The 20,632-nt window shown below is 41.0% G+C and carries 20 protein-coding genes and 1 rRNA gene; all 21 read right to left on the reverse strand.

The features are described from left to right. Positions 1-152 (reverse strand): 16S ribosomal RNA (locus IQ10_RS16850); the annotation flags it as partial. Positions 153-602: 450 nt separating this feature from the next. Continuing rightward, on the reverse strand, positions 603-2,102 hold the full coding sequence (lysS, locus tag IQ10_RS16855; protein ID WP_144451639.1) for a lysine--tRNA ligase: 1,500 nt from the start codon (positions 2,100-2,102) through the stop codon (positions 603-605). Between the two features lie 141 nt (positions 2,103-2,243). Beyond that, on the reverse strand, positions 2,244-3,245 hold the full coding sequence (dusB, locus tag IQ10_RS16860; RefSeq protein WP_277878092.1) for a tRNA dihydrouridine synthase DusB: 1,002 nt from the start codon (positions 3,243-3,245) through the stop codon (positions 2,244-2,246). A gap of 25 nt (positions 3,246-3,270) precedes the next feature. Beyond that, the gene (locus tag IQ10_RS16865) at positions 3,271-3,474 is read right to left on the reverse strand and encodes a helix-turn-helix domain-containing protein (RefSeq protein WP_144451640.1); all 204 of its coding nucleotides are present in this window, start codon (positions 3,472-3,474) and stop codon (positions 3,271-3,273) included. After that, complete coding sequence (folK, locus tag IQ10_RS16870; protein WP_144451641.1) at positions 3,390-3,953, reverse strand: 2-amino-4-hydroxy-6-hydroxymethyldihydropteridine diphosphokinase; 564 nt, start codon at positions 3,951-3,953, stop codon at positions 3,390-3,392. The genes IQ10_RS16865 and folK overlap by 85 nt, the downstream gene beginning before the upstream one ends. After that, entirely contained in the window at positions 3,950-4,312 is a 363-nt protein-coding gene (folB, locus tag IQ10_RS16875; protein WP_144451642.1) for a dihydroneopterin aldolase, read from the reverse strand. The genes folK and folB overlap by 4 nt, the downstream gene beginning before the upstream one ends. Further along, positions 4,305-5,144, reverse strand: coding sequence for a dihydropteroate synthase (folP, locus tag IQ10_RS16880; protein ID WP_144451643.1), 840 nt, complete (start codon positions 5,142-5,144; stop codon positions 4,305-4,307). Before folP ends, folB begins: the two co-directional genes overlap by 8 nt. Then, on the reverse strand, positions 5,141-6,007 hold the full coding sequence (gene pabC, locus IQ10_RS16885) for an aminodeoxychorismate lyase (RefSeq protein WP_144451644.1): 867 nt from the start codon (positions 6,005-6,007) through the stop codon (positions 5,141-5,143). The genes folP and pabC overlap by 4 nt, the downstream gene beginning before the upstream one ends. Then, complete coding sequence (pabA, locus tag IQ10_RS16890; RefSeq protein ID WP_144451645.1) at positions 5,992-6,588, reverse strand: aminodeoxychorismate/anthranilate synthase component II; 597 nt, start codon at positions 6,586-6,588, stop codon at positions 5,992-5,994. Before pabA ends, pabC begins: the two co-directional genes overlap by 16 nt. Positions 6,589-6,601: 13 nt before the next feature. Beyond that, on the reverse strand, positions 6,602-8,071 hold the full coding sequence (locus IQ10_RS16895) for an anthranilate synthase component I family protein (protein WP_277878093.1): 1,470 nt from the start codon (positions 8,069-8,071) through the stop codon (positions 6,602-6,604). Positions 8,072-8,177: 106 nt separating this feature from the next. Further along, positions 8,178-9,101, reverse strand: a complete 924-nt coding sequence (gene cysK / locus IQ10_RS16900; RefSeq protein WP_144451646.1) for a cysteine synthase A — start codon at positions 9,099-9,101, stop codon at positions 8,178-8,180. 102 nt (positions 9,102-9,203) lie between these two features. Then, the gene (gene hslO, locus IQ10_RS16905) at positions 9,204-10,082 is read right to left on the reverse strand and encodes an Hsp33 family molecular chaperone HslO (protein ID WP_144451647.1); all 879 of its coding nucleotides are present in this window, start codon (positions 10,080-10,082) and stop codon (positions 9,204-9,206) included. Positions 10,083-10,096: 14 nt separating this feature from the next. Next, positions 10,097-10,861: a type III pantothenate kinase gene (locus IQ10_RS16910; protein WP_144451648.1), complete on the reverse strand. Its 765-nt coding sequence runs from the start codon at positions 10,859-10,861 to the stop codon at positions 10,097-10,099. A gap of 172 nt (positions 10,862-11,033) precedes the next feature. Beyond that, entirely contained in the window at positions 11,034-13,043 is a 2,010-nt protein-coding gene (gene ftsH / locus IQ10_RS16915; RefSeq protein WP_144451649.1) for an ATP-dependent zinc metalloprotease FtsH, read from the reverse strand. 69 nt (positions 13,044-13,112) lie between these two features. Further along, positions 13,113-13,652: a hypoxanthine phosphoribosyltransferase gene (hpt, locus tag IQ10_RS16920; RefSeq protein WP_144451695.1), complete on the reverse strand. Its 540-nt coding sequence runs from the start codon at positions 13,650-13,652 to the stop codon at positions 13,113-13,115. Beyond that, the gene (gene tilS / locus IQ10_RS16925) at positions 13,648-15,093 is read right to left on the reverse strand and encodes a tRNA lysidine(34) synthetase TilS (RefSeq protein ID WP_144451650.1); all 1,446 of its coding nucleotides are present in this window, start codon (positions 15,091-15,093) and stop codon (positions 13,648-13,650) included. Before tilS ends, hpt begins: the two co-directional genes overlap by 5 nt. Further along, the gene (locus IQ10_RS16930; RefSeq protein WP_144451651.1) at positions 15,074-15,523 is read right to left on the reverse strand and encodes a threonine/serine exporter family protein; all 450 of its coding nucleotides are present in this window, start codon (positions 15,521-15,523) and stop codon (positions 15,074-15,076) included. The genes tilS and IQ10_RS16930 overlap by 20 nt, the downstream gene beginning before the upstream one ends. A 26-nt stretch (positions 15,524-15,549) precedes the next feature. Next, positions 15,550-16,302, reverse strand: a complete 753-nt coding sequence (locus IQ10_RS16935; RefSeq protein WP_144451652.1) for a threonine/serine exporter family protein — start codon at positions 16,300-16,302, stop codon at positions 15,550-15,552. A gap of 42 nt (positions 16,303-16,344) precedes the next feature. Next, positions 16,345-17,316, reverse strand: a complete 972-nt coding sequence (gene prkT, locus IQ10_RS16940; protein WP_144451653.1) for a serine/threonine protein kinase PrkT — start codon at positions 17,314-17,316, stop codon at positions 16,345-16,347. Next, complete coding sequence (locus IQ10_RS16945; protein ID WP_144451654.1) at positions 17,279-18,019, reverse strand: vWA domain-containing protein; 741 nt, start codon at positions 18,017-18,019, stop codon at positions 17,279-17,281. The genes prkT and IQ10_RS16945 overlap by 38 nt, the downstream gene beginning before the upstream one ends. Before the next feature lie 75 nt (positions 18,020-18,094). After that, the gene (gene spoIIE / locus IQ10_RS16950; protein WP_242009870.1) at positions 18,095-20,611 is read right to left on the reverse strand and encodes a stage II sporulation protein E; all 2,517 of its coding nucleotides are present in this window, start codon (positions 20,609-20,611) and stop codon (positions 18,095-18,097) included. Between the last annotated feature and the right edge of the window lie 21 nt (positions 20,612-20,632).

The raw sequence follows: 20,632 nt of genomic DNA on the forward strand, positions 1-20,632 counted from the left end.
GTGTTATCCCAGTCTACAGGGCAGGTTGCCCACGTGTTACTCACCCGTCCGCCGCTAATCTCTGGGAGCAAGCTCCCTTTGATCCGCTCGACTTGCATGTATTAGGCACGCCGCCAGCGTTCGTCCTGAGCCAGGATCAAACTCTCCATAAAAGTGACGCACATAGATGTGCTAATGCCGACGTTGCAACAGGACGTTGCGAACTTAGTCGGTCACCTTTTGAAAAATCCATTAGCTCAAAATGTATCGCTAACGATACTTCTTAATAATTGACGAGATATCATGTATCTCTATTTCGCTTGGCTTTTGTTCAGTTTTCAAAGAACTCGGTGTCGCTTGTTGGCGACTTTCACATCATAACAAATCCTTAACGGCTTGTCAACAATGTTTTTTATTTTGTTTAATCCGTCTTAGCGACAAGTAATAATATATCATCCTGAGTTTCTAATTGCAAGCATTTTTTAAAAGAAATTTCAAAAGAAATTAACACAGTATTAAAGAGGGTAGCTTGATCCAAGGCACTTGCCTTTTCGGCAGAATAGAACTTAGCACCTAATAGAAACAGAATCCCATAAGCCACCCTCTTCAATAACTAAACAATATTACTCTCCTTGCTCACGATGTCTCATCTGCGGAAATAATAAGACATCTCTAATAGAAGGTGAATTCGTCAATAGCATAACCAATCGATCGATTCCAATTCCTAAACCGCCTGTTGGAGGCATTCCGTACTCAAGCGCTTCAACAAAATCTTCATCCATCATCTGCGCTTCGTCATCACCTTGCTCACGTTCAATAAGCTGCTGTTCAAAACGTTGACGCTGATCAATAGGATCATTTAATTCTGTAAAGGCGTTTGCATGCTCGCGTCCAACAATAAACAATTCAAAACGATCGGTAAAACGCTCATCTTCTGCATTCTTCTTTGCAAGCGGAGATATAGCGACTGGATGTCCATAAATGAATGTTGGTTGAATTAGCTCCTCTTCAATGAAATGTTCAAAGAACTCATTAACAACATGCCCGTATGTCATTGTTTCTTTAACTGGTACATTATGTTCTTTGGCAAGTTTACGAGCTTCTTCATCACTCATCACTTTCCAAAAATCCACTCCTGTTTTCTCTTTGATTGCATCAACCATATGGAGTCTCTTCCACTTTGGCTCTAGATCAATCTCATCTTCACCGTAAGTCACTTTCGTTGAACCTAGGACTTCTTTGGCAATGTGAGCTACTAATTGTTCTGTTAACTCCATGATATCATGATAATCAGCATAAGCTTCATATAGCTCAATCATTGTAAATTCAGGGTTGTGACGAGTTGATACACCTTCATTACGGAATACGCGACCTATCTCATATACTTTTTCTAAACCACCAACGATTAGACGCTTTAAATGTAATTCAATTGCAATTCGCATATAAAGGGTCATATCTAAAGCATTATGATGGGTAATAAACGGACGCGCAGACGCTCCCCCTGCAATCGAATGCATTGTCGGTGTTTCTACTTCAAGATATCCTTTAGAATCTAAATAACGACGCATCGATTGTAGAATTTTACTGCGAAGAACAAATGTATTACGCACTTCAGGGTTCATAATTAAATCAACATAACGCTGACGGTAACGTTGCTCGATATCCTTTAATCCATGGAATTTATCAGGTAATGGTCGTAATGATTTCGAAAGCAATTGGAAATTTGTTACTTTAACTGACAACTCACCAACCTTGGTTTTAAACGCGGTTCCAGTTACACCAACAATATCACCAATATCAATCGTATTAAACAGATCATATTGTTCTTGTCCTACTGCATCTTGACGAACATAGATTTGCACTTGACCTGTTAAATCTTGAATATGAGCAAAGCCCGCCTTACCTTTACCACGCTTCGTCATAATACGCCCAGCAAGCGTCACTTCATGAGCCGTTTCATCTAACTCTTCTTTAGATAACTCAGCAAAAGTTTCATTCATAGAACTAGCTGTATGAGAGCGTTCAAAACGCGCTCCAAATGGGTCTTGTCCTTGTTCTTGCAATTGATTCAGTTTCTCTCTACGCACTGCCAACAAATCGTTTAACTCGAGCTCTTGAGTCATTTCGCCTATCATCTCCTCTATTTAATATATTTCATCATCTCTATCCGTCTGCTCTTTGTTATTTATGCAGAAAAACTGCCAGCGATACACACTGGCAGCATACTTATCACAAAGGCATTATAGTGAACTAGCAGAGAAAAGTCAAACGACACTCGCTTCTTCAGCCATGCGAGCTTCTACTTCATCAATATATGCATATAATGAATTTGCGACATCATCTCTTGTCTCAAAACTGTTAATTTTATCACGAATACGTCCATTTCCAGGCATACCTTTTAAATACCAAGCTGCGTGTTTACGCATTTCACGCACCGCAACATTTTCTCCTTTTAAAGCAATCAATCGATCAAGATGAAGCATACATACATCGATCTTTTCACGAGGACTCGGAGCAGAAGCAAGCTCGCCTGTTTCAAGATATTGAATCGTTTGATACAACATCCATGGGTTTCCAAGTGCTGCACGGCCGATCATAACACCATCAACTCCAACTTCATCAAGCATTCTACGTGCTTCTCGAGGAGTTGTTACGTCACCATTACCAATTACAGGAATATTCACTGCTTGTTTGACTTCTTTAATAATATTCCAATCAGCTTTACCTTCGTACATTTGTACACGAGTACGACCATGTACAGCAACCGCACTACCACCTGCACGTTCTACTGCACGCGCATTTTCAACCGCATAAATATGGTCAGAATCCCAACCGATACGCATCTTAACCGTAACAGGCTTATCAACTGCATCAACAGTAGCTGCTACCATTTCATAGATTTTATTTGGGTCTAGTAACCATTTTGCCCCCGCATCACATTTCGTGATTTTTGGAACAGGGCAACCCATATTGATATCAATGATATCAGCATTCGTATTCTTATCAACAAATTTCGCTGCTTCAACAAGCGTTTCTTTTTCACCACCAAAAATTTGGAGACTTAATGGCTTTTCACGCTCATCTACATAAAGCATGCTAAGTGACTTTTCATTTTTATGCAAAATCGCTTTGTCACTTACCATTTCAGCACAGACTAGACCCGTACCAAATTCTTTCGCAATTAAACGGAACGCCGGATTACAAACCCCAGCCATCGGCGCTAAAACAACTTGGTTCTTCATTTCAATATTTCCAATCTTAAGCACTTCATTCACCTCCAAGTGATCTTTTCTATTTAGATAGTAACTCCAATTGTGAGATATTTAATACATTAGACATTTTCTCTAGCATTAACTCACTTGGCAAGCGTTGACCTCTTTCAATTTCTCCTAACACCGAGACTGAGATACCTATCTCTTTTGCGAAACCTTCTTGCGTATATCCTTTGAGCTTTCTGTAAGCTCGGATGCGTTTTCCATTACTTGCGGATTCCATAACAGTACCCCTTCTTTATCAGGTAGTTCATCATATACTTCCTGAAGTGATTGACCGCGCTGCTCTACATATAAATTAGGTTCAAGCTCCATTAGTGGTACAATCACAAAAGCTCGCTCCCACATACGCGGATGAGGAATTGTTAGGTTCTCCACCTCCATATTTTCTTGGTCAAATAGGAGAATGTCAAGATCTATTGTCCTTGGCCCCCATCTTATATCTCTCTTCCGCCCGCACTGCAGCTCAATTGATTGAGTGACTGCCAATAATTCACTAGGATAAAGCGAAGTTTGAACTTTAATGACCATATTCAAAAATGACTGTTGTTCCACATAACCGACTGGCTCTGTCTCATAAATCGACGAACGCTTGATAAGCTCAATATCTTTATGATCAGCGAGTAAGGCGATCCCTTGCTCTAAATAGCCAGCTCGGTCACCGATATTAGAACCAAGTGCAATAAAAGCATGATGGCTCATGAGCGTGACCTCGTTATTTCAACCGCGACAGACTTGTAGTGTCCAGGAATCGGTGGATCAGGCTTGATTACTTTTACTGTACATGCTCCTAGGTGTTCATACGAATGTAAAAGCTCAGATGCAATTTTTTCAGCCACTGTCTCAACAAGCTTATAAGGTTTTCCTTCAACAATGTCCTTCACCCGTTTATACACGTCTCCGTAGTCGATCGATTCATCAATGTTATCAGAATGACTGGCCTTTTTTAAATCGAGCTGTAATGTGACATCAACTAAAAAACGCTGTCCAAGCTTTTTTTCTTCTTGGAATACACCGTGATAGCCATAAAAAGCTAATTCATTCAAGTAGATTTTATCCATTTCCGCTCGCTCCCTTCATCATTAATGCATCCATCATTTTTGCCATCCGACTAATCTCTAGCACATCATGGACACGCATGATCTGGCATCCTTTCATGATTCCATAACAGACAGTCGCACCTGTCCCTTCAACACGTTCTCCAACAGGTAGATTCAATGTCTTTGCAATGATCGATTTTCTCGATGTTCCAAGGAGAACGGGGTATCCCACATTAACAAAAACATCAAGGTTTCGCATCACTTCAAGATTTTCTTCATGGGACTTAGCAAAGCCGATACCTGGATCGAGGATGATATTCTCATGTTTTACCCCAGCCTCTGTACAAATGGCGATACTTTCGTTTAAGTCTGTTATCATATCTTGAATTAAGTTTGTATATACTGCCTCTTTTCGATTATGCATCAAAATGATTGGAACCTGATAGGCGCTAGCGACTCCCGCCATCTCTTTGTCCCATTTCGCTCCCCAGACGTCGTTAATAATCGTAGCACCTGCTTCAATTGCTTGTTTCGCTACTTCAGCCTTGTACGTATCGATCGAAATCGGGACATTGACAACTTCAGCTATCGCCTTGATCTTTGGTAATACACGACGGAGCTCTTCCTCTTGTTCTACCTTAATCGCATTTGGCCTCGTGGACTCTCCACCGATGTCAATGATATCAGCACCAGCATCGACTAATTCACGCGCATGTTTGACTGCTGCTTCTACTTCATCAAATTCTCCTCCATCTGAAAAAGAATCTGGTGTGACATTAACAATTCCCATAATAAGTGTACGATCATCAACGGACCGAAGAACCTCGTTTCGGTTTTCTCGACTTAGATTCATTGCTTACCTCCCTGAAGTTCATATCTACTCCATAACCACTGACGATAACGATCAAACTCTTTTGATAGACTGGCTATTAGCTCATGCTCACTATTATACTGTTTTTCATTACAGCTCCTTAGCGGAACAACTTCTTGTATTGAGTTTGTAACAAAGGCAGCATCAGCTGATAATAATTCCTCAGGCTTGTACAAACCGATCTGCGCAGAAACTCCTTGCTGTTTTAGTAAAGTTAAAACAAATTGTCTTGTAATACCATCTAATATTCCCGTTTCGATCGCGGGTGTATAGACAGTGTTATTTTTGATCCAAAACACATTTGAGACAATTCCTTCTGCTACATAACCCGATCCATTTAAAAAGATCCCTTCTACATTTCCCACTGCACCGAGCTCACGCTTGGCTAGCACATTGTTTAAATAATGATGGGACTTTAAACGAATATCCCCTTCTGGTGTATTTCTCTTAATCGAAAGGATGACCGCATCTTTTACGCCGTTTAACTGCGTTGGTAGTGACTTCATATAAATAATCGTCGTTGGTTCTGAGTAAGTACCTGTATAAAGTCCAAGCTCATGTGGTCCCGCTGATACATTCCAACGAACATATGCACTGTTTAACTGATTGGCTTCAAGTAAGTCTTGAATAATCGTTATGGCCTGTTCTCTTTTCATCGACCACTCAATTCCAAGCGACCTTAGCCCATCGTCCAAACGGCGAAAATGGTCATCCAACAAAAATGGATGACCATCCTCAACACGAAATGTTTCAAATAGACCTAGGCCATACATATAACCATGATCAAAGGCAGAAACTTTCGCCTGTTCTGCGCTGACAATTGAATCATTTACATAGACGTACAAACCGGATTCTCCTTCCGATACGCTTCAACAAAATTCTTAAGAAGCTGCTTACCCTCAGCAGTCATAATTGATTCTGGGTGAAACTGCACTCCTTCAATCGGAAGCTCCTTGTGACGAATAGCCATGATTTCCCCTTCCTCTGTTTCTGCAGAAATCTCAAAGCAGTCAGGAAGTGTTTCTCGTTTCACAATAAGGGAGTGATAACGTGTTGCCGTAAGCGGGGTTGGAAGTCCTTTAAAAATCGTACGCTGATCATGCTTCATCTCAGATGTTTTACCATGCATCAATCGTTCCGCACGAATAACATCCCCACCGAACACCTGCGCTATCGATTGGTGACCAAGGCAGACACCAAAGATCGGAATTTTACCAGCAAAATATTGAATTGCCTCTAGGCTAATTCCCGCTTCATTTGGACTTTTCGGACCAGGCGATATCATTAGGTAATCGGGATTTAATTGTTCAATCTCTTGGATCGTAATTTGGTCATTACGATGAACGACTAGCTCGTGCCCCATCTCACCTAAATATTGGACAAGGTTATACGTAAACGAATCATAGTTATCAATCATTAGTATCATATTAATTTCCTCCTCAGCTCATCTGTACTTGTTTTCTCATCTCTTCTTCACTAAGCTCAAGCGCCCGCCAAAGTGCTCTTGCCTTCTTCAATGATTCTTTATATTCGTTTTTCGGCTCTGAATCTATCACAATTCCTGCACCTGCTTGCACATGTGCTTTGCCATCCTTACACAGCATCGTCCGAATCGTAATATTTAATTCCATATTCTCATCAAAGCCAATCCAACCAATGGAACCAGTATAAACGCTTCTTCGAACAGGTTCCAGCTCTTCAATAATTTCCATCGTTCTTACTTTAGGTGCACCTGTTATTGTTCCACCTGGAAATGTCGCACGGATCACATCATAGAGATTATATTGTGAATCTAAGGTACCTTTCACATTTGAAACAATATGCATAACGTGGGAGTACTTTTCAATCACCATCAACTCATCAACTTCCACTGTGCCATAAGCTGACACCCGCCCCAAATCATTTCTCTCTAAATCAACAAGCATCACATGCTCCGCTCGTTCTTTTTCATTGTCAATTAAGGTAGCTGCAAGCAACGCATCTTCCTCATCATCTTTCCCCCGAGAACGAGTACCCGCAATTGGTCTCGTACTAAGTTCTTGCCCATTTTTCTTCACGAGTAACTCTGGAGAAGCACTCACAAGCTGAAAATCAGGTGTGTGAACATAACTCATGTACGGTGATGGGTTCAATGTACGAAGTGTTTCATAAACGTGCATCGGCTCTGTCGTCAGCTCTTTTGTTTGACGAACAGACAGATTCACCTGAAACACATCTCCCGCTGCAATATATTCCTTAATCTTCTCAACAGCTTCACAAAATGCCCCTTCTGAAAAGGAAGCTTGCACGCTTGTTTCTTCGCTTGAATGCCAACCTTCTTTCGCCCAAGGTCGAGACTGCTCATCCTGTGTCCACTTCATTACATACTCTTCAAGACGCTTGTCTAATTCTCGCTCAACTCCTGCATCACCATGAACAATAACCCACATCTCACTTTTTTGATGGTCATAGATAAACACATCATCAAAGACCATAAAATACAAATCTGGCAGTCCTAAATCATCAGCTGCCTGCTCTTCTAGACATTCGATTTCTCGAACAATATCATAGCTTAAGTAGCCAATCGCTCCTCCTTGAAAAGGAGGAAGTTCAGGCAATGAATCTTGGTAATAAGGCTTGAGAACTTCTTTTAAAGCTTCTAATAGCAATCCTTTTTTGCTCTCTGTTACGCCGTGTTTTTCGATCGTTAGCGTATCATTTTTACCAGAAATAATTGCAAATGGCTTTAAACCAATAATACTGTAGCGTCCACCCCGTCCACTTTCTAAAAGAACATGCTGCGGTTCATCGGCTGCTAGCTGTTTATATCGCACAAACCATTTACCTTCTGCTAGCGAGAAAGATCTCACTCTCTTCAAACGGTTTGGCTGATTGTCACTCTTATCTTGTTTCAAGGGTGTCACTCCCATCTCCATTCCTTTTCGTCTATTCTACATGAGAATAGACGAAAAAGACAACAACCTCGAGTCATATTAATACAAAAAGCAGCCCCTATACGAGAGGCTGCTGCATAAATTAATCTTCAAATTGATAAAGTGGTGTACTAAGGTAACGCTCACCATTAGAAGGAATGATTGCAACGACCTTTTTACCAGGTCCAAGCTTCTCAGCTAGCAAAAGCGCAGCATAGATTGCCGCACCAGAAGAAATACCACCAAGAATTCCTTCTTCTTTTGCTGCACGACGAGCATATTCAAATGCTTGCTCATTCGTCACTTGGATTACTTCATCATACACATCTGTCTTTAGAATCTTTGGCACGAATCCAGCACCGATTCCTTGGATTTTGTGCGGTCCAGGTTTACCACCTGAAAGGATTGGAGAATCACTTGGCTCAACTGCCGCGATGTGCAGATTAGGGAAGTGTTCTTTTAAGAATCCACCCGCACCAGTGATTGTTCCACCTGTACCAATACCAGATACAAATCCATCTAACTGACCGTCCGCTTGCTCAAGAAGCTCTTTTCCAGTCGTTAGTCTGTGAATTTCTGGATTGGCTTCATTTTCAAATTGCTGTGGCATGAAGTAGCCATTTTCTTGTGCAAGCTCAGTCGCTTTACGAATTGCTCCACCCATACCCTCAGGCCCTGGAGTAAGAACAAGCTCAGCACCATAAGCACGAAGTAAATTACGACGTTCCATACTCATCGTTTCAGGCATAACAAGCTTCGCCTTAAAGCCTTTTGCCGCTGCAACCATAGCCAGACCAATTCCTGTGTTACCACTTGTTGGTTCAACAATTGTATCACCAGGCTTCAGATCTCCTGATTTTTCAGCAGCTTCGATCATAGCAAGACCGATACGATCTTTAACACTGCTACCAGGGTTCATATACTCTAATTTCAAATAAACATCCGCATGCTTGTCGGAAACCAAACGGTTCAACTTTACTAATGGGGTTTGACCGATTAAATCTATAATTGAATTTGCAACCTTCATCATGACGCCTCCTCAATCCCAAGTAATTTTATTGGTTTTATTAAGATTATAGTAGCAAACGTTTGTAGAGAAGTCAATCATCATGATTATTTTTTCCAATTTTTATTTTGATTGCACAAGTAGTTCTTCTAATTCCTCTGCTGTTAAATGATATTCTTCATTACAGAAATGGCAGCGAGTTTCTGCTCCACCATCTTCATCAATCATCTCTTGAATTTCTTTTTTTCCTAAACTAATGATCGCATTTTCAACGCGTTCCTTTGAACAACGACATGCAAATTTAATCGGCATTTTATCTAAAAATTTAATATTTTCATCTCCAAGCAACGCTTGCAGAATTTCTTCTGGAGGCATACCAGCTTCAACGAGTTTAGAAATTGGTGGAATCGTTGACAAACGCTTTTCAATTTGCTCAATTACAGCATCATCTGCACCTGGCATCAGTTGAATGATGAATCCTCCCGCAGCAAGGATTGTATTATCCGGGTTGACAAGAACACCCACTCCAACAGATGACGGTGTTTGTTCAGATGAAGCAAAGTAATAAGTGAAGTCTTCTCCTAATTCCCCAGAAACAAGTGGTACACTCCCAGTAAAGTGCTCTTTTAAACCAAGGTCTTTCACAACCGATAAGTAGCCATCCGTACCTACAGCGCGCGCAACATCTAACTTTCCTTGGCTATTTAGTTCAAAATGAGTTTGCGGATTGCTTACATATCCTCTTGTTTCACCTTGTGTATTAGCATCAACAATGATTGCACCAATTGGACCCTTACCTTCAACTTTAACAGTAAGCTTTGAGTCTCCTTTTAGCATTGTCGCCATCATTGTTCCTGCCATCATTGTTCTCCCTAATGCAGCAGAAGCCGTCGGCCATGTTCCTTGCCTACGAACAGCTTCATTCACCATGTCTGTTGCTACCAATGAATAAGCTCTTACTTTTCCTTCAAACGCAGTTGCTTTAATTAAATAATCTCCCATAATAATTCCCTTCCTCACACGTTTTTTTCATATATCATTTGTAATCCCTTTAACGTCAAAAACGGTTCGACGATATCAATCGACTCCGCTTCTGATGCAATTAGGGAAGCTAGTCCTCCAGTCGCAATCACAGTCGGACTGGTGTCTGCCTGCGACTTAATCCGGTTAACAATCCCGTCAACTTGACCGACATATCCATAAAATATTCCTGCTTCCATCGCATTGACGGTATTTTTACCAACTACCTGTGTTGGCCTTGTTATTTCTATTCTTGGCAACTTAGAAGCACGTGTATACAAAGCTTCTGTGGAGATGGAAATGCCTGGGGCAATTGCTCCACCCATATATTCTCGTTTTTCATTAATATAGCAATATGTTGTTGCTGTGCCAAAGTCAACAATAATAAGAGGACTTCCGTACAGCGCAATTGCCGCTACGGCATTGACAATACGATCAGCTCCTACTTCTTTCGGATTATCATATTTTATATTTAGACCTGTTTTAATGCCTGGGCCGATGATCATCGGTTTAATATGAAAATATTTCTTGCACATTTGCTCAAGCGCAAACATAATTTGCGGAACAACTGAAGAAATAATAATTCCCTCGATTGATTGAAACGTGACACCCACATCTTCAAATAGTGCTTTTATAGACATAGCCCATTCATCTTCTGTCTTTTGCCTACTTGTTGCAATTCGCCAGTGAAACTTTAATTCCTTCTCTTTATAGACACCTAACACGATGTTCGTATTTCCGACATCAATGACCAACACCATAGACCTTCACCGCCAACCTTTTTCTACCTTTCCACTAAGTTAACCAACCTCATTATAAAACATTACATCTAATTTCGCTCATTATAGCTCTTTGAATATGAAAAATGTATCTCTTCTGTTTACAAAAGAAAGAGGATGCCTTTTCGGACACCCTCTCTTCGTTCATTGTTTATTATTCATCTTTTTTTGGTGGTGTTTCTTCTTTTGAAGGTGACTCTTCTGCTGGAGTCTGATCAGATTCAGCTGGAGCTATTTCTTCGTCCTTCTTAGAATGAATATTCACCTTCACATCGGAATCAGAATCCTCATCGTTACCCGAAAGTCTTTTCGTCATATGATGATTCTCAGGAAGCTTTCCTTCGTTAATAAGTGACTTGATTTGTTCTGCATCAAGCGTTTCAAGCTCAAGTAACGTTTTCGCAACAAGATCAAGGCTCTCTTTATTCTCTAACAGAATTTGTTTACAACGCTCGTAAGACTCTTTAATGATACGCTGTGTTTCCATATCAATCTCATGAGCAATTGCATCACTGTAATTCTGTTCATTTTGAATATCTCTGCCTAGGAACACTTGACCGCCAGAATTGGAACCAAATTGCATAGGACCAATTTTATCACTCATCCCGTATTCAGTCACCATCTTACGAGCGATTGCAGTAGCACGTTGGAAGTCATTGTGAGCACCTGTACTCACTTCACCAAACGTAACTTCTTCTGCGACACGACCACCAAGTAAGCCGACGATTTTATCGAGCAACTCAGGCTTTGTCATAAAGTAACGGTCTTCTTTAGGAAGCATCACAGCATAACCGCCCGCCATTCCCCGCGGAACAATCGTAACTTTATGAACCATATCAGCATTTTCTAATTTAACGCCGACTACCGTATGACCAGCTTCATGCCATGCAACAATATTTTTCTCTTTTTTCGAAATGACACGGCTCTTCTTAGCTGGACCAGCAATAACGCGATCGATCGCTTCTTCAACATGAATCATGTTAATTTTCGTCTTGTCATTTCGAGCTGCGATTAACGCTGCCTCATTTAAGAGGTTTTCAAGATCGGCACCAGAAAATCCTGGTGTTCGTGCCGCAATTGCATTTAAGTTCACATCATCATCCAAAGGCTTATTGCGAGCATGAACTTTTAATACAGCTTCACGACCAATTACATCTGGACGGTTAACTTGAATTTGACGGTCAAATCGACCAGGACGTAATAAGGCTGGATCAAGAATATCTGCACGGTTCGTCGCTGCGATAATAATAATTCCTTCGTTCGCACTGAATCCATCCATCTCAACAAGAAGCTGATTCAACGTCTGCTCACGTTCATCATGACCACCGCCAAGACCAGCGCCACGTTGTCTACCGACCGCATCAATTTCATCAATAAAGATAATACAAGGCGCGTTTTTCTTTGCATTTTCAAATAGGTCACGTACACGCGAGGCACCGACACCGACGAACATTTCAACGAAGTCAGAACCACTAATGGAGAAGAATGGTACGCCAGCTTCTCCAGCAACAGCACGAGCAAGCAAAGTCTTACCAGTACCTGGAGGCCCAACAAGAAGTACCCCTTTTGGAATACGAGCACCAATGGCCGAGAACTTACGAGGGTCTTTCAAGAATTCAACTACCTCAATAAGCTCTTGCTTCTCTTCATCTGCTCCTGCGACATCTTTGAATTTCGCTTTCTTCTTATCATCACTCACAATTTTCGCCTTACTTTTACCAAAGTTCATTACACGGCTACCGCCGCCCTGCGCTTGGCTCAGTAAGAAGAAGAATAGGATGAAAATAATAATAAACGGAATAATCCCTGTAAAAAATGTAACCCAACCACTTGTTTCATCAGCTGGTTGAACATCTAATTCAAAGGTACCACCTGTAGCTGATTGAGCATTAAAAAGCAATTCAGCTGTTTGTTCACTTCTTAGAACGTGGGTTTCAAAGTACTCCCCTTCTGGCTGGTCAGTAAACTGGCCACGAACAAGGTATACTTGACGCTCTGGCTTTACTGTGAGTTCGCGAACCTCACCTTGCTCCAGTCTTTCAGTGAATGTTGTAAATGTCACGCTTTCTGTCTGTGTCTGATCAGAACTAAAGACATTCACAATTCCGACAATGACAAGAAAGATAAGTAAGTAAAAAATGGTATTACGGAATATACGATTCATTCTTGACCTCCTCCCACAAGCAATATAGCTTTGTTTATCGTATCACAACTGTTCTTTTCTTCACAAACGTTAACTCTCATAGATTTCAGACTTTAGCACACCAATATACGGAAGGTTTCGATATCGTTCTGCATAATCTAATCCATAACCTACAACAAATGCATCTGGAACGATAAAACCAGCCATATCTGGAACTAAGTCAATTTTGCGTCCATCTGGTTTATCTAAGAGTGTAACAACCTTAACAGTTTTTGCTTTGCGATAATGGAAAAGCTTAACAAGATAACTAAGCGTTAACCCACTATCAATAATATCCTCTAAAATAAGGACATCTCTTCCTTCAACTGACGTATCAAGATCTTTTACTATTTTGACCTCTCCAGATGAAACCATACCTGCACCGTAGCTCGATACATCCATAAAGTCCATTTCAATGTGAGTATCAATACGCTTCGTTAAATCACCCATAAATGGCATTGCGCCTTTCAAAACACCGACAACAAGAGGAAAACGCCCATTATATTCTTCTGTAATTTGTTTTCCTAACTCTCGACATTTTGCTTGAATTTCTTCTTCTGTTATAAGTATTTCTTCAATCTCATCCCTAATCAATGTTAAAAAAACCTCCTATTATTGAATCGGATCCAGTATTCGGTCCGCTTTTTTCTTGACGGTAGCAAGTCACAACAAGCTTGTTCTTCGTTTGTGGCCCTACGTTCGCCAATCTCGTTCGATGCAAAAAAGGAACCCAAAGGATTTGTCCATTTCCATCAACCAGGATTGGCCACTGCTCTCGCTCATGCTTGACAATTTTACGGTCAATGAATAAACGCCCCACTTTTTTCGTACCTTCCATACCTCGGCAAGCGATTCGATCACTTGGTCGTCGACTCCTTACAATCAGTGGCTCAGTAATTGCATCTAGATCTAACACAACTTGATTTTGTGCTTCAGTGACCTCGTTGTTATCTGTCAGAGAAGCCTCCATTGTCCAATTGGAAGTGAAAATACGACCAGGAATGGATAGTACATGTTCTCGTTCTTTTATCGTCTTCATCAAAGCATCTGAAAAATGACAAACATCATAATCTCGACGAACAAAAACAGAGTCTGATAAGTGAAGTTCTCCTGATGGCTTTTCACGATTAAATAGTTCGAGCACCTGTTCGATATGTATAGACGTCGTTAATGGTGAATTTTTCCCGTAAAGATAACTTAATATTAGATGAATCAACCTTCTTTGTAAAGGGACGACGACGTTTAGAAGAGCTTGACGTGAAATTGTAACGTTTCGTTCACTTTTTTCGATAATAATCGTTGGTAATACTTCACCAGCTAACGACATGAGGAAGTCATGATCATCATCAGCCCACTCATTCTGCCTCTGCATATGTATATGAATATTGCCATTTTCTCTTTTCAAAATCGGCAGAATGTCTTGTCGAACGCGATTCCTTGTATAGGTTTGTGATTGATTACTTGAATCGTATCTAGGATAGATAGAAGCCTCTTTACAATATTGCTCAATTTCTTCTTTAGTTATGCTAAGAAACGGACGAATGATCAAACCAAATCCAAGCTCTCTTTTTGCTGGGATCCCAAAAGAATGTAATGGCATACTTCCTCTAATCATTTTCATGAGCATCGTCTCAACCTGATCGTCTCCGTGATGTCCTGTGGCTATTTTGCTGTTTGGAATCGTAGAAAGAAGTTCCGAAAACCATTCATACCTCAGCTCTCTTGCTGCAAGCTGTGTTCCAATTTGCTGTTTTGCCGCATATTCCTTTACCTGAACACGCTTTTGATAAAACGGGATATTCTTCCCCTCACAGTAAGCTTGCACATACTTGGCATCTTCATCCGCTTCGCTTCCACGCAGCTGGTGATGAACATGGCATACGCACACTTTTATGTGATATCGCTCCCGCTCAGACCATAGAAACTCAAGCAGCGCCATTGAATCAGGCCCACCAGAAACAGCAACGATAATCGTTTCATTAGGACTAATAAGCTGATGGCGGTTAATAAATTTATGAACTTCTTGTTTCATAACGTTGTCCAATTCCTCCTTTACCAATCGAGAAGATCGATAAGGCAAAAACAAGCCCCGCTGCTATCGCACCCGCTTGCAGCATCGTTTCAATCCCTAACTGTAGTCCTAAAATATAATCACCATCAACAAAAGCCAACATCGTAAAATAGGCCCTACTCCCAGGAACAAGAGGAATAATACCAGGAATACTGAAAATCGTTACTGGCACTCGATACTTTCTTGCTAATAAGTGAGAGCTTGTGGCGCTCACAAGTGAAGCCACTGCCGTTGCAAACACAACCGTAACACCAAACTCTGGTAATGTTGAATAAATGAACCATGCTAATGCACCAATGACACCACCAATCCATACTACGCGTTTTGGGACATTAAAAATGACACCAAATGCAACTGTCGCCATAAAACAAAATATCAGCTCAATGACCATTTCCCTTCCTCCTCTCTGATATCTCGCTACAAGAACAGAGCAATCGCAAGAGCTATACCCGTTGCAATCGACAGAGCTGTAATAACTGCCTCAGCCCCTCTGCTTACACCTGCTATTAAGTCCCCAGACATCAAGTCCCGAACAGCATTTGTGAGGGGAATTCCTGGAACAAGCGGCATCAGAGTCCCGATAATCACTTGATCAAGATTTTCACCGAGTCCAAGTAGAACGAGAGCAATCGCAACGGTACCTCCTAGAAAAGCAGACATAAATTCAGAAAAAAATTTCACTTTAATATATTCTTGTAGGGTTACAATACTCCAGCTTGCAGCAAATCCAGCAAAAAAGGCAGGAATTGTATCTGTCATATTCCCACCAAATAAGTATGAAAAAGCTCCCCCTGCTACTCCAGATGCAAAGTGTACCAATAACGACGAATAGTTCATCGGAGCTTTCGCTATCGCTTGTAATTGCAAAAGCGCTTCTTCGCCATCAATATCCCCGTTTACAAACTCTCTTGATACTTGATTAACGAGCGTGACTTTGTTTAAATCCTGCATCCTGTCATCAACACGAATCATCTGCATCGTATCACCACGCATATCATCCTCAAAGGAAAGGAAAATACCCGTAGTCGTCACAAAGCTGTGCACATTACGGAACTTTGCAGATTTAGCCATTCTTTCTAGCGTTTCTTCAACTCTGTACGTCTCAGCCCCATTAGTAAGCATGATTTCGCCTGCTAGCATGCATATATCCATCATTTGATCCGCATTCATGCTAATGCCTCCATCCTCTGCATACCTATTAAATATAATCGCCTACATCATTTGTCCAAATAAGTATAGGATATATGCTAATAGAAGGAAAGAGGCTAGCAAGAAGATCTCAATAAAGTAGGAAGATTTCTTTTTTTGTTTGTGTTTTCTTTTTTTCGTTTGATTTTTTATTATTTTGCTAGTTGCCTGTTGTGAGCTTGAGATGTTCGAGATAGCTTTCATCATTTCTTTCCTCATTACCTTTGCATCATCAAACTTACCTTGCAAAGCTCGTGCAATCACATCACGATATGGGAGTAAAGATGGTTGTTCCTCCACTTTTCTTTTTAATTGCTCAAACGTTTTTTCTCCTTGCTTTTCGAAACGCTTTGGATAGGCGCAATTGATCATGATCATCGCAACAGCAAATAAATCATAACTTGGCTCTGCTTTTCTTGAACCAAACCCCCAATAGCCACGATCATAAAATTCGGTGTATTCCTTAATGGAGCGTCCAATTAATGTTGTACCCCCAACATCAAGCAAGCGTACCCTTGCTGGCGGGCCAATCACAAGGATATTGTCAGGCTTTAAATCCCCAAATACCCACCCAGCCGAGTGAAGACGATCTAAATCTCCCAGCAATTGAATCATTAAAATGCCAAGCCACTCACTACCACGACTTTGCATATAGCTAATGAACTCTGTTCCTCTTAAATATTCCATCACATAAAAAGGAAAGGTGCCTCCACTAGTAACTAAATCATCAACATCAAGCAAAGAAGGTCCAAGAACTTGTCCTTGGACCTTCGAAAAGTGCTTCAATACATTAACCTCGGACGTTATAGACATATTGTCAGTACCAACCTTAAGTGCGACAAGTCCCGCCGCTGATTCAGCTAAATAAACCGTACCAGTTGCACCTGCCCCAAGTGTTCTAATGACTTTATAAGGGTTGCGATGCCATTTCCCAAGTACTTTTGATCCTGCATGAAGCTTACATTCCTGATTCTTCGAGTAGCTGTTCTTTATCACCAGCAATCAAACTCCTTCTTGAGCCTGACTTCGTGAATTTCTGAAGAGCCGTTTTCAACGCAGGGCCAGTTGGGGTAATCCCGCCTGATGACAGCTTTTGAAATATACCCGTTAAAGAACTAAGCTGAGGCGTCCAATCAAGAAGCTTATCTATTTCTTTTCTTTTCCCGGGAAAGGAATAAAGCGCAAATCGATTCGCACCCATCCGTGAAGTTAGACTAATCGATAAATCGACTAATGCTTCCTGCACCATCGGCAGCTTATTTTTCATACTTGCGCTCGTATCGACAAGAACAAATATATCAAGGTCCATTGTCTCTCCAAGCTCATCAACAACCTCCATTACTTGTCCTCTCTTGTCAGGAGAGAGATCCTCCATTTCTTGATGCTGTCCAAGAATTTGTTGCAACTCTTTATTAACTACACCATGTATTGTTTGGGTCATAGCCTTTCTTGTAACCATTTGAACCGTTTTTGCTAATTGCTTCGCATAAACGACTTGACTAACTCCGCCTCCAGCTAGTGCAATTGCCTCAATTTCTTCAATTCCTTTCTCATTTAAATGATTATCATCAACAACACCGATGACATTGACAGTAATACCTTGTTCTCTCGCAAGCGCCGCAATAGCAACAGGGTCTTCACCTTGATTAGAATGACCATCTGTTAATAAGAGAATTTGTTTTAACGTACCTTTACTCATCACTTATCTCCTCCAAGTAGTCTAAATGTTACCATCATTCACTAGCTTGAGAGGTTTTATACATCGTCACTTATTTTACGAAAATGAAGCAGCTCTTTGCGTTTTCTTCCTATTTATTTTTGGTGATTTATACAACGGGATTGCGGCCCATTTCGGTGTATTGCGCTTTATTTTTGCTACAATGACCGTCATATCATCATCTATGACACCATGCTCAGACCTGATAATTTTCTCAAGAATCATATCTGCCACTTCCTGTGGGTCATCTGTCTTGATCTCCGTTAACAACCGTTTCATCCATATTTCCTTATTCTCAACATGCTTCGGGGCATCATAAATACCGTCGCTCATCATAATAAGAAGATCACCAGCCTTTAATTGCTCACTAACAACGTCGACATCAAATTCTTGGAATATCCCCATTGGCAAGTTACTTGCTTCAACCTTCATAATGGTTTTCCCTCTTTTAATAAAGCTAGGAATAGACCCAATTTTCAGAAATTTAGTTGAGGCATCCTGTAAGTCGATCATTGCTAGGTCGAGAGTTGAAAAAATTTCATCTGTTGTTCGTAATGAGAGAACAGAATTAACAGACTTAATGGCTACTGTTTCCTCGATGCCAGATTGGAGAACCTTTTGGAGAAGCTGTAGAGTTTCGTTACTTTCAAGATGAGCACGCTCTCCGTTGCCCATCCCATCACTGATGGCAATCGCATATTTCCCAGAACCGAGCTCAAGCGTTGAATAACAATCACCCGAGACCCACGCACCACCTTTGGCCACATGTGCAACTCCTGTATCAATGACAAACTTCTTTGCTGAACCAAATGATACATGACTATACCCATTTGGATAAAAGTTAGCCTCTTCCTTTTTCACGACCACCGTCTCTCTCACTAAATCAGATAACATTGGGGCAATGACTTTTTCACTTTGACCGTGTCCGTTATCAGCAGAGACACTCATTTCTATTTCAATATTCCCCTTCTCTAAGAGGTATATGTCAATATGACCAATCTCAAGACCAACTCCACGAAGGGCTTCTAGCATTTGTTCCTCTTGATAGTGATGTGCTTGCTTCTCTTTTTGAATTTCCTTTGCAAAGTCACCCATAACACGCGAGACACCGAGGAGTTGGTCCGCAACTAGCTTTCGACTTTCAAGCACTTGACGCTTTAATTGTTGATTTGCCTGATGTGCCCCGTGTTCCTGCGTGATCGCTTGAATAACTTTTTCTGGCCTAATACAATGATTTTTCCACTCTGTTAATAAAAAGTGATCCTTCACTTCACCATACCTCTCTGTTTCAGTCATAATTCGTTGCATAGAATCATAGGTTTTAGTAAAGTTCTGAACCCAACAACGTTCTTTTTTAAAACATGTCTGACACGTCTTCTCAGAAACATTGCTCAGGAAATAATCAACCTCCCTTTCCTCCTCATCTTCTTCTACTGTCTGAGGTGGTGTTTGAAAACTATTTGAAAGTGTTTGAAATAACGTCGAGAATTGCTCAACTCGGCCAGCGGTCACATCACGGATTTTGCGCAAATATTGCTGCTGTTCCTTTGAGTATTCCATCGTTCCTGGAATAAAGCGGGCAAGCTTACTAATCAGACCCTTCGGTGTTAGAAAGAAGACGAGTATGGCAGCCAACGACTCTAGTAATGTAACAGTCACTTGTGCTTGACCCTCGCCGTATAACCCAATTAATAATGTACCGACAAGTAAACCGACCCCTACGCCTATTTTTTTCCCTTCTTTTAATAATCCGCCAAGAAGACCAGCAAAGGCGAGCAAGCTCATTTGATAGAGACTAGCAACACTTGCTAAACTTAAGATTAATCCAGTCACAACACCAACTGTCGATCCAATTGCCGCTCCACCAACAAAAGCAAATAGTAGCACTAAGTATCTCGCAAGCACATGTTCCACTGTCATATCATAAATTACCCAGCCAACTGTTCCTGTCATGACGGAAGCTAGTAAAATAATTAAACAGATAATTTCTTCATTCCGTAATGGCTGTTGAATCTTTCTAGCTGTCACAAGCGGAACACTTTGTAAGAAAATCATTGTTAAAATAAAACTAAGTCCAGCCTCGACTGTTGCCATCATTAATGCATAGTTCGAAATTGTTCCTTCTCCTGCGAACACAAGACTTAAGCGTGTCACAATACTTGCTGCAAATACGGTATACGGGATCGCAGCTGTCTTGTTAATCACAAATTTCGCAACAGCTTTTTGAAGGAGGACATACGTAACAATAGCCAATATGACAAAAACAAGTTGTCCATGATAACTCGACAGTGCACCTGCTACTAATGAAAGAGCTGCAATTCCCGCCCGTTCTCGTTTGAGCATATATACCGCAGCTAAGTATGGTAAAACAAATGGAGTGAGCTCTGACAAAATCATTGCTCTTCCAAGCAAAAAACCAACGATCGCTACAAGCAAACCATATTGATAAAAAGCCGTGTGAATAACTGCTGACGTTTTTTTACTTATTGATCGGATCCAACTTGTCCACTTTGTTTTCATCAGTACATCTTGTGCAGCTGTCTCCTCCCATGCTTTCATTCCTTTCCGAATCATTACCTGCCACCACCCTCATTA

Source organism: Halalkalibacter nanhaiisediminis, assembly GCF_007830185.1.
GTDB lineage: Bacteria > Bacillota > Bacilli > Bacillales > Bacillaceae_D > Halalkalibacter > Halalkalibacter nanhaiisediminis.

What these genes read in the sequence shown, in the direction of transcription:
- folP (WP_144451643.1), bottom strand. Translation starts at nt 5,144, where the DNA reads ATGAATCTAAGTCGAGAAAACCGAAACGAGGTTCTTCGGTCCGTTGAT.
- hslO (WP_144451647.1), bottom strand. Translation starts at nt 10,082, where the DNA reads ATGGGAGATTATTTAATTAAAGCAACTGCGTTTGAAGGAAAAGTAAGA.
- IQ10_RS16935 (WP_144451652.1), bottom strand. Translation starts at nt 16,302, where the DNA reads ATGAATGCGGATCAAATGATGGATATATGCATGCTAGCAGGCGAAATC.
- IQ10_RS16895 (WP_277878093.1), bottom strand. Translation starts at nt 8,071, where the DNA reads ATGGGAGTGACACCCTTGAAACAAGATAAGAGTGACAATCAGCCAAAC.
- IQ10_RS16910 (WP_144451648.1), bottom strand. Translation starts at nt 10,861, where the DNA reads ATGGTGTTGGTCATTGATGTCGGAAATACGAACATCGTGTTAGGTGTC.
- pabA (WP_144451645.1), bottom strand. Translation starts at nt 6,588, where the DNA reads ATGATACTAATGATTGATAACTATGATTCGTTTACGTATAACCTTGTC.
- folB (WP_144451642.1), bottom strand. Translation starts at nt 4,312, where the DNA reads ATGGATAAAATCTACTTGAATGAATTAGCTTTTTATGGCTATCACGGT.
- cysK (WP_144451646.1), bottom strand. Translation starts at nt 9,101, where the DNA reads ATGAAGGTTGCAAATTCAATTATAGATTTAATCGGTCAAACCCCATTA.
- spoIIE (WP_242009870.1), bottom strand. Translation starts at nt 20,611, where the DNA reads ATGATTCGGAAAGGAATGAAAGCATGGGAGGAGACAGCTGCACAAGAT.
- folK (WP_144451641.1), bottom strand. Translation starts at nt 3,953, where the DNA reads ATGAGCCATCATGCTTTTATTGCACTTGGTTCTAATATCGGTGACCGA.
- tilS (WP_144451650.1), bottom strand. Translation starts at nt 15,093, where the DNA reads ATGAAACAAGAAGTTCATAAATTTATTAACCGCCATCAGCTTATTAGT.
- IQ10_RS16865 (WP_144451640.1), bottom strand. Translation starts at nt 3,474, where the DNA reads ATGGAATCCGCAAGTAATGGAAAACGCATCCGAGCTTACAGAAAGCTC.
- IQ10_RS16930 (WP_144451651.1), bottom strand. Translation starts at nt 15,523, where the DNA reads ATGGTCATTGAGCTGATATTTTGTTTTATGGCGACAGTTGCATTTGGT.
- IQ10_RS16945 (WP_144451654.1), bottom strand. Translation starts at nt 18,019, where the DNA reads ATGAGTAAAGGTACGTTAAAACAAATTCTCTTATTAACAGATGGTCAT.
- lysS (WP_144451639.1), bottom strand. Translation starts at nt 2,102, where the DNA reads ATGACTCAAGAGCTCGAGTTAAACGATTTGTTGGCAGTGCGTAGAGAG.
- ftsH (WP_144451649.1), bottom strand. Translation starts at nt 13,043, where the DNA reads ATGAATCGTATATTCCGTAATACCATTTTTTACTTACTTATCTTTCTT.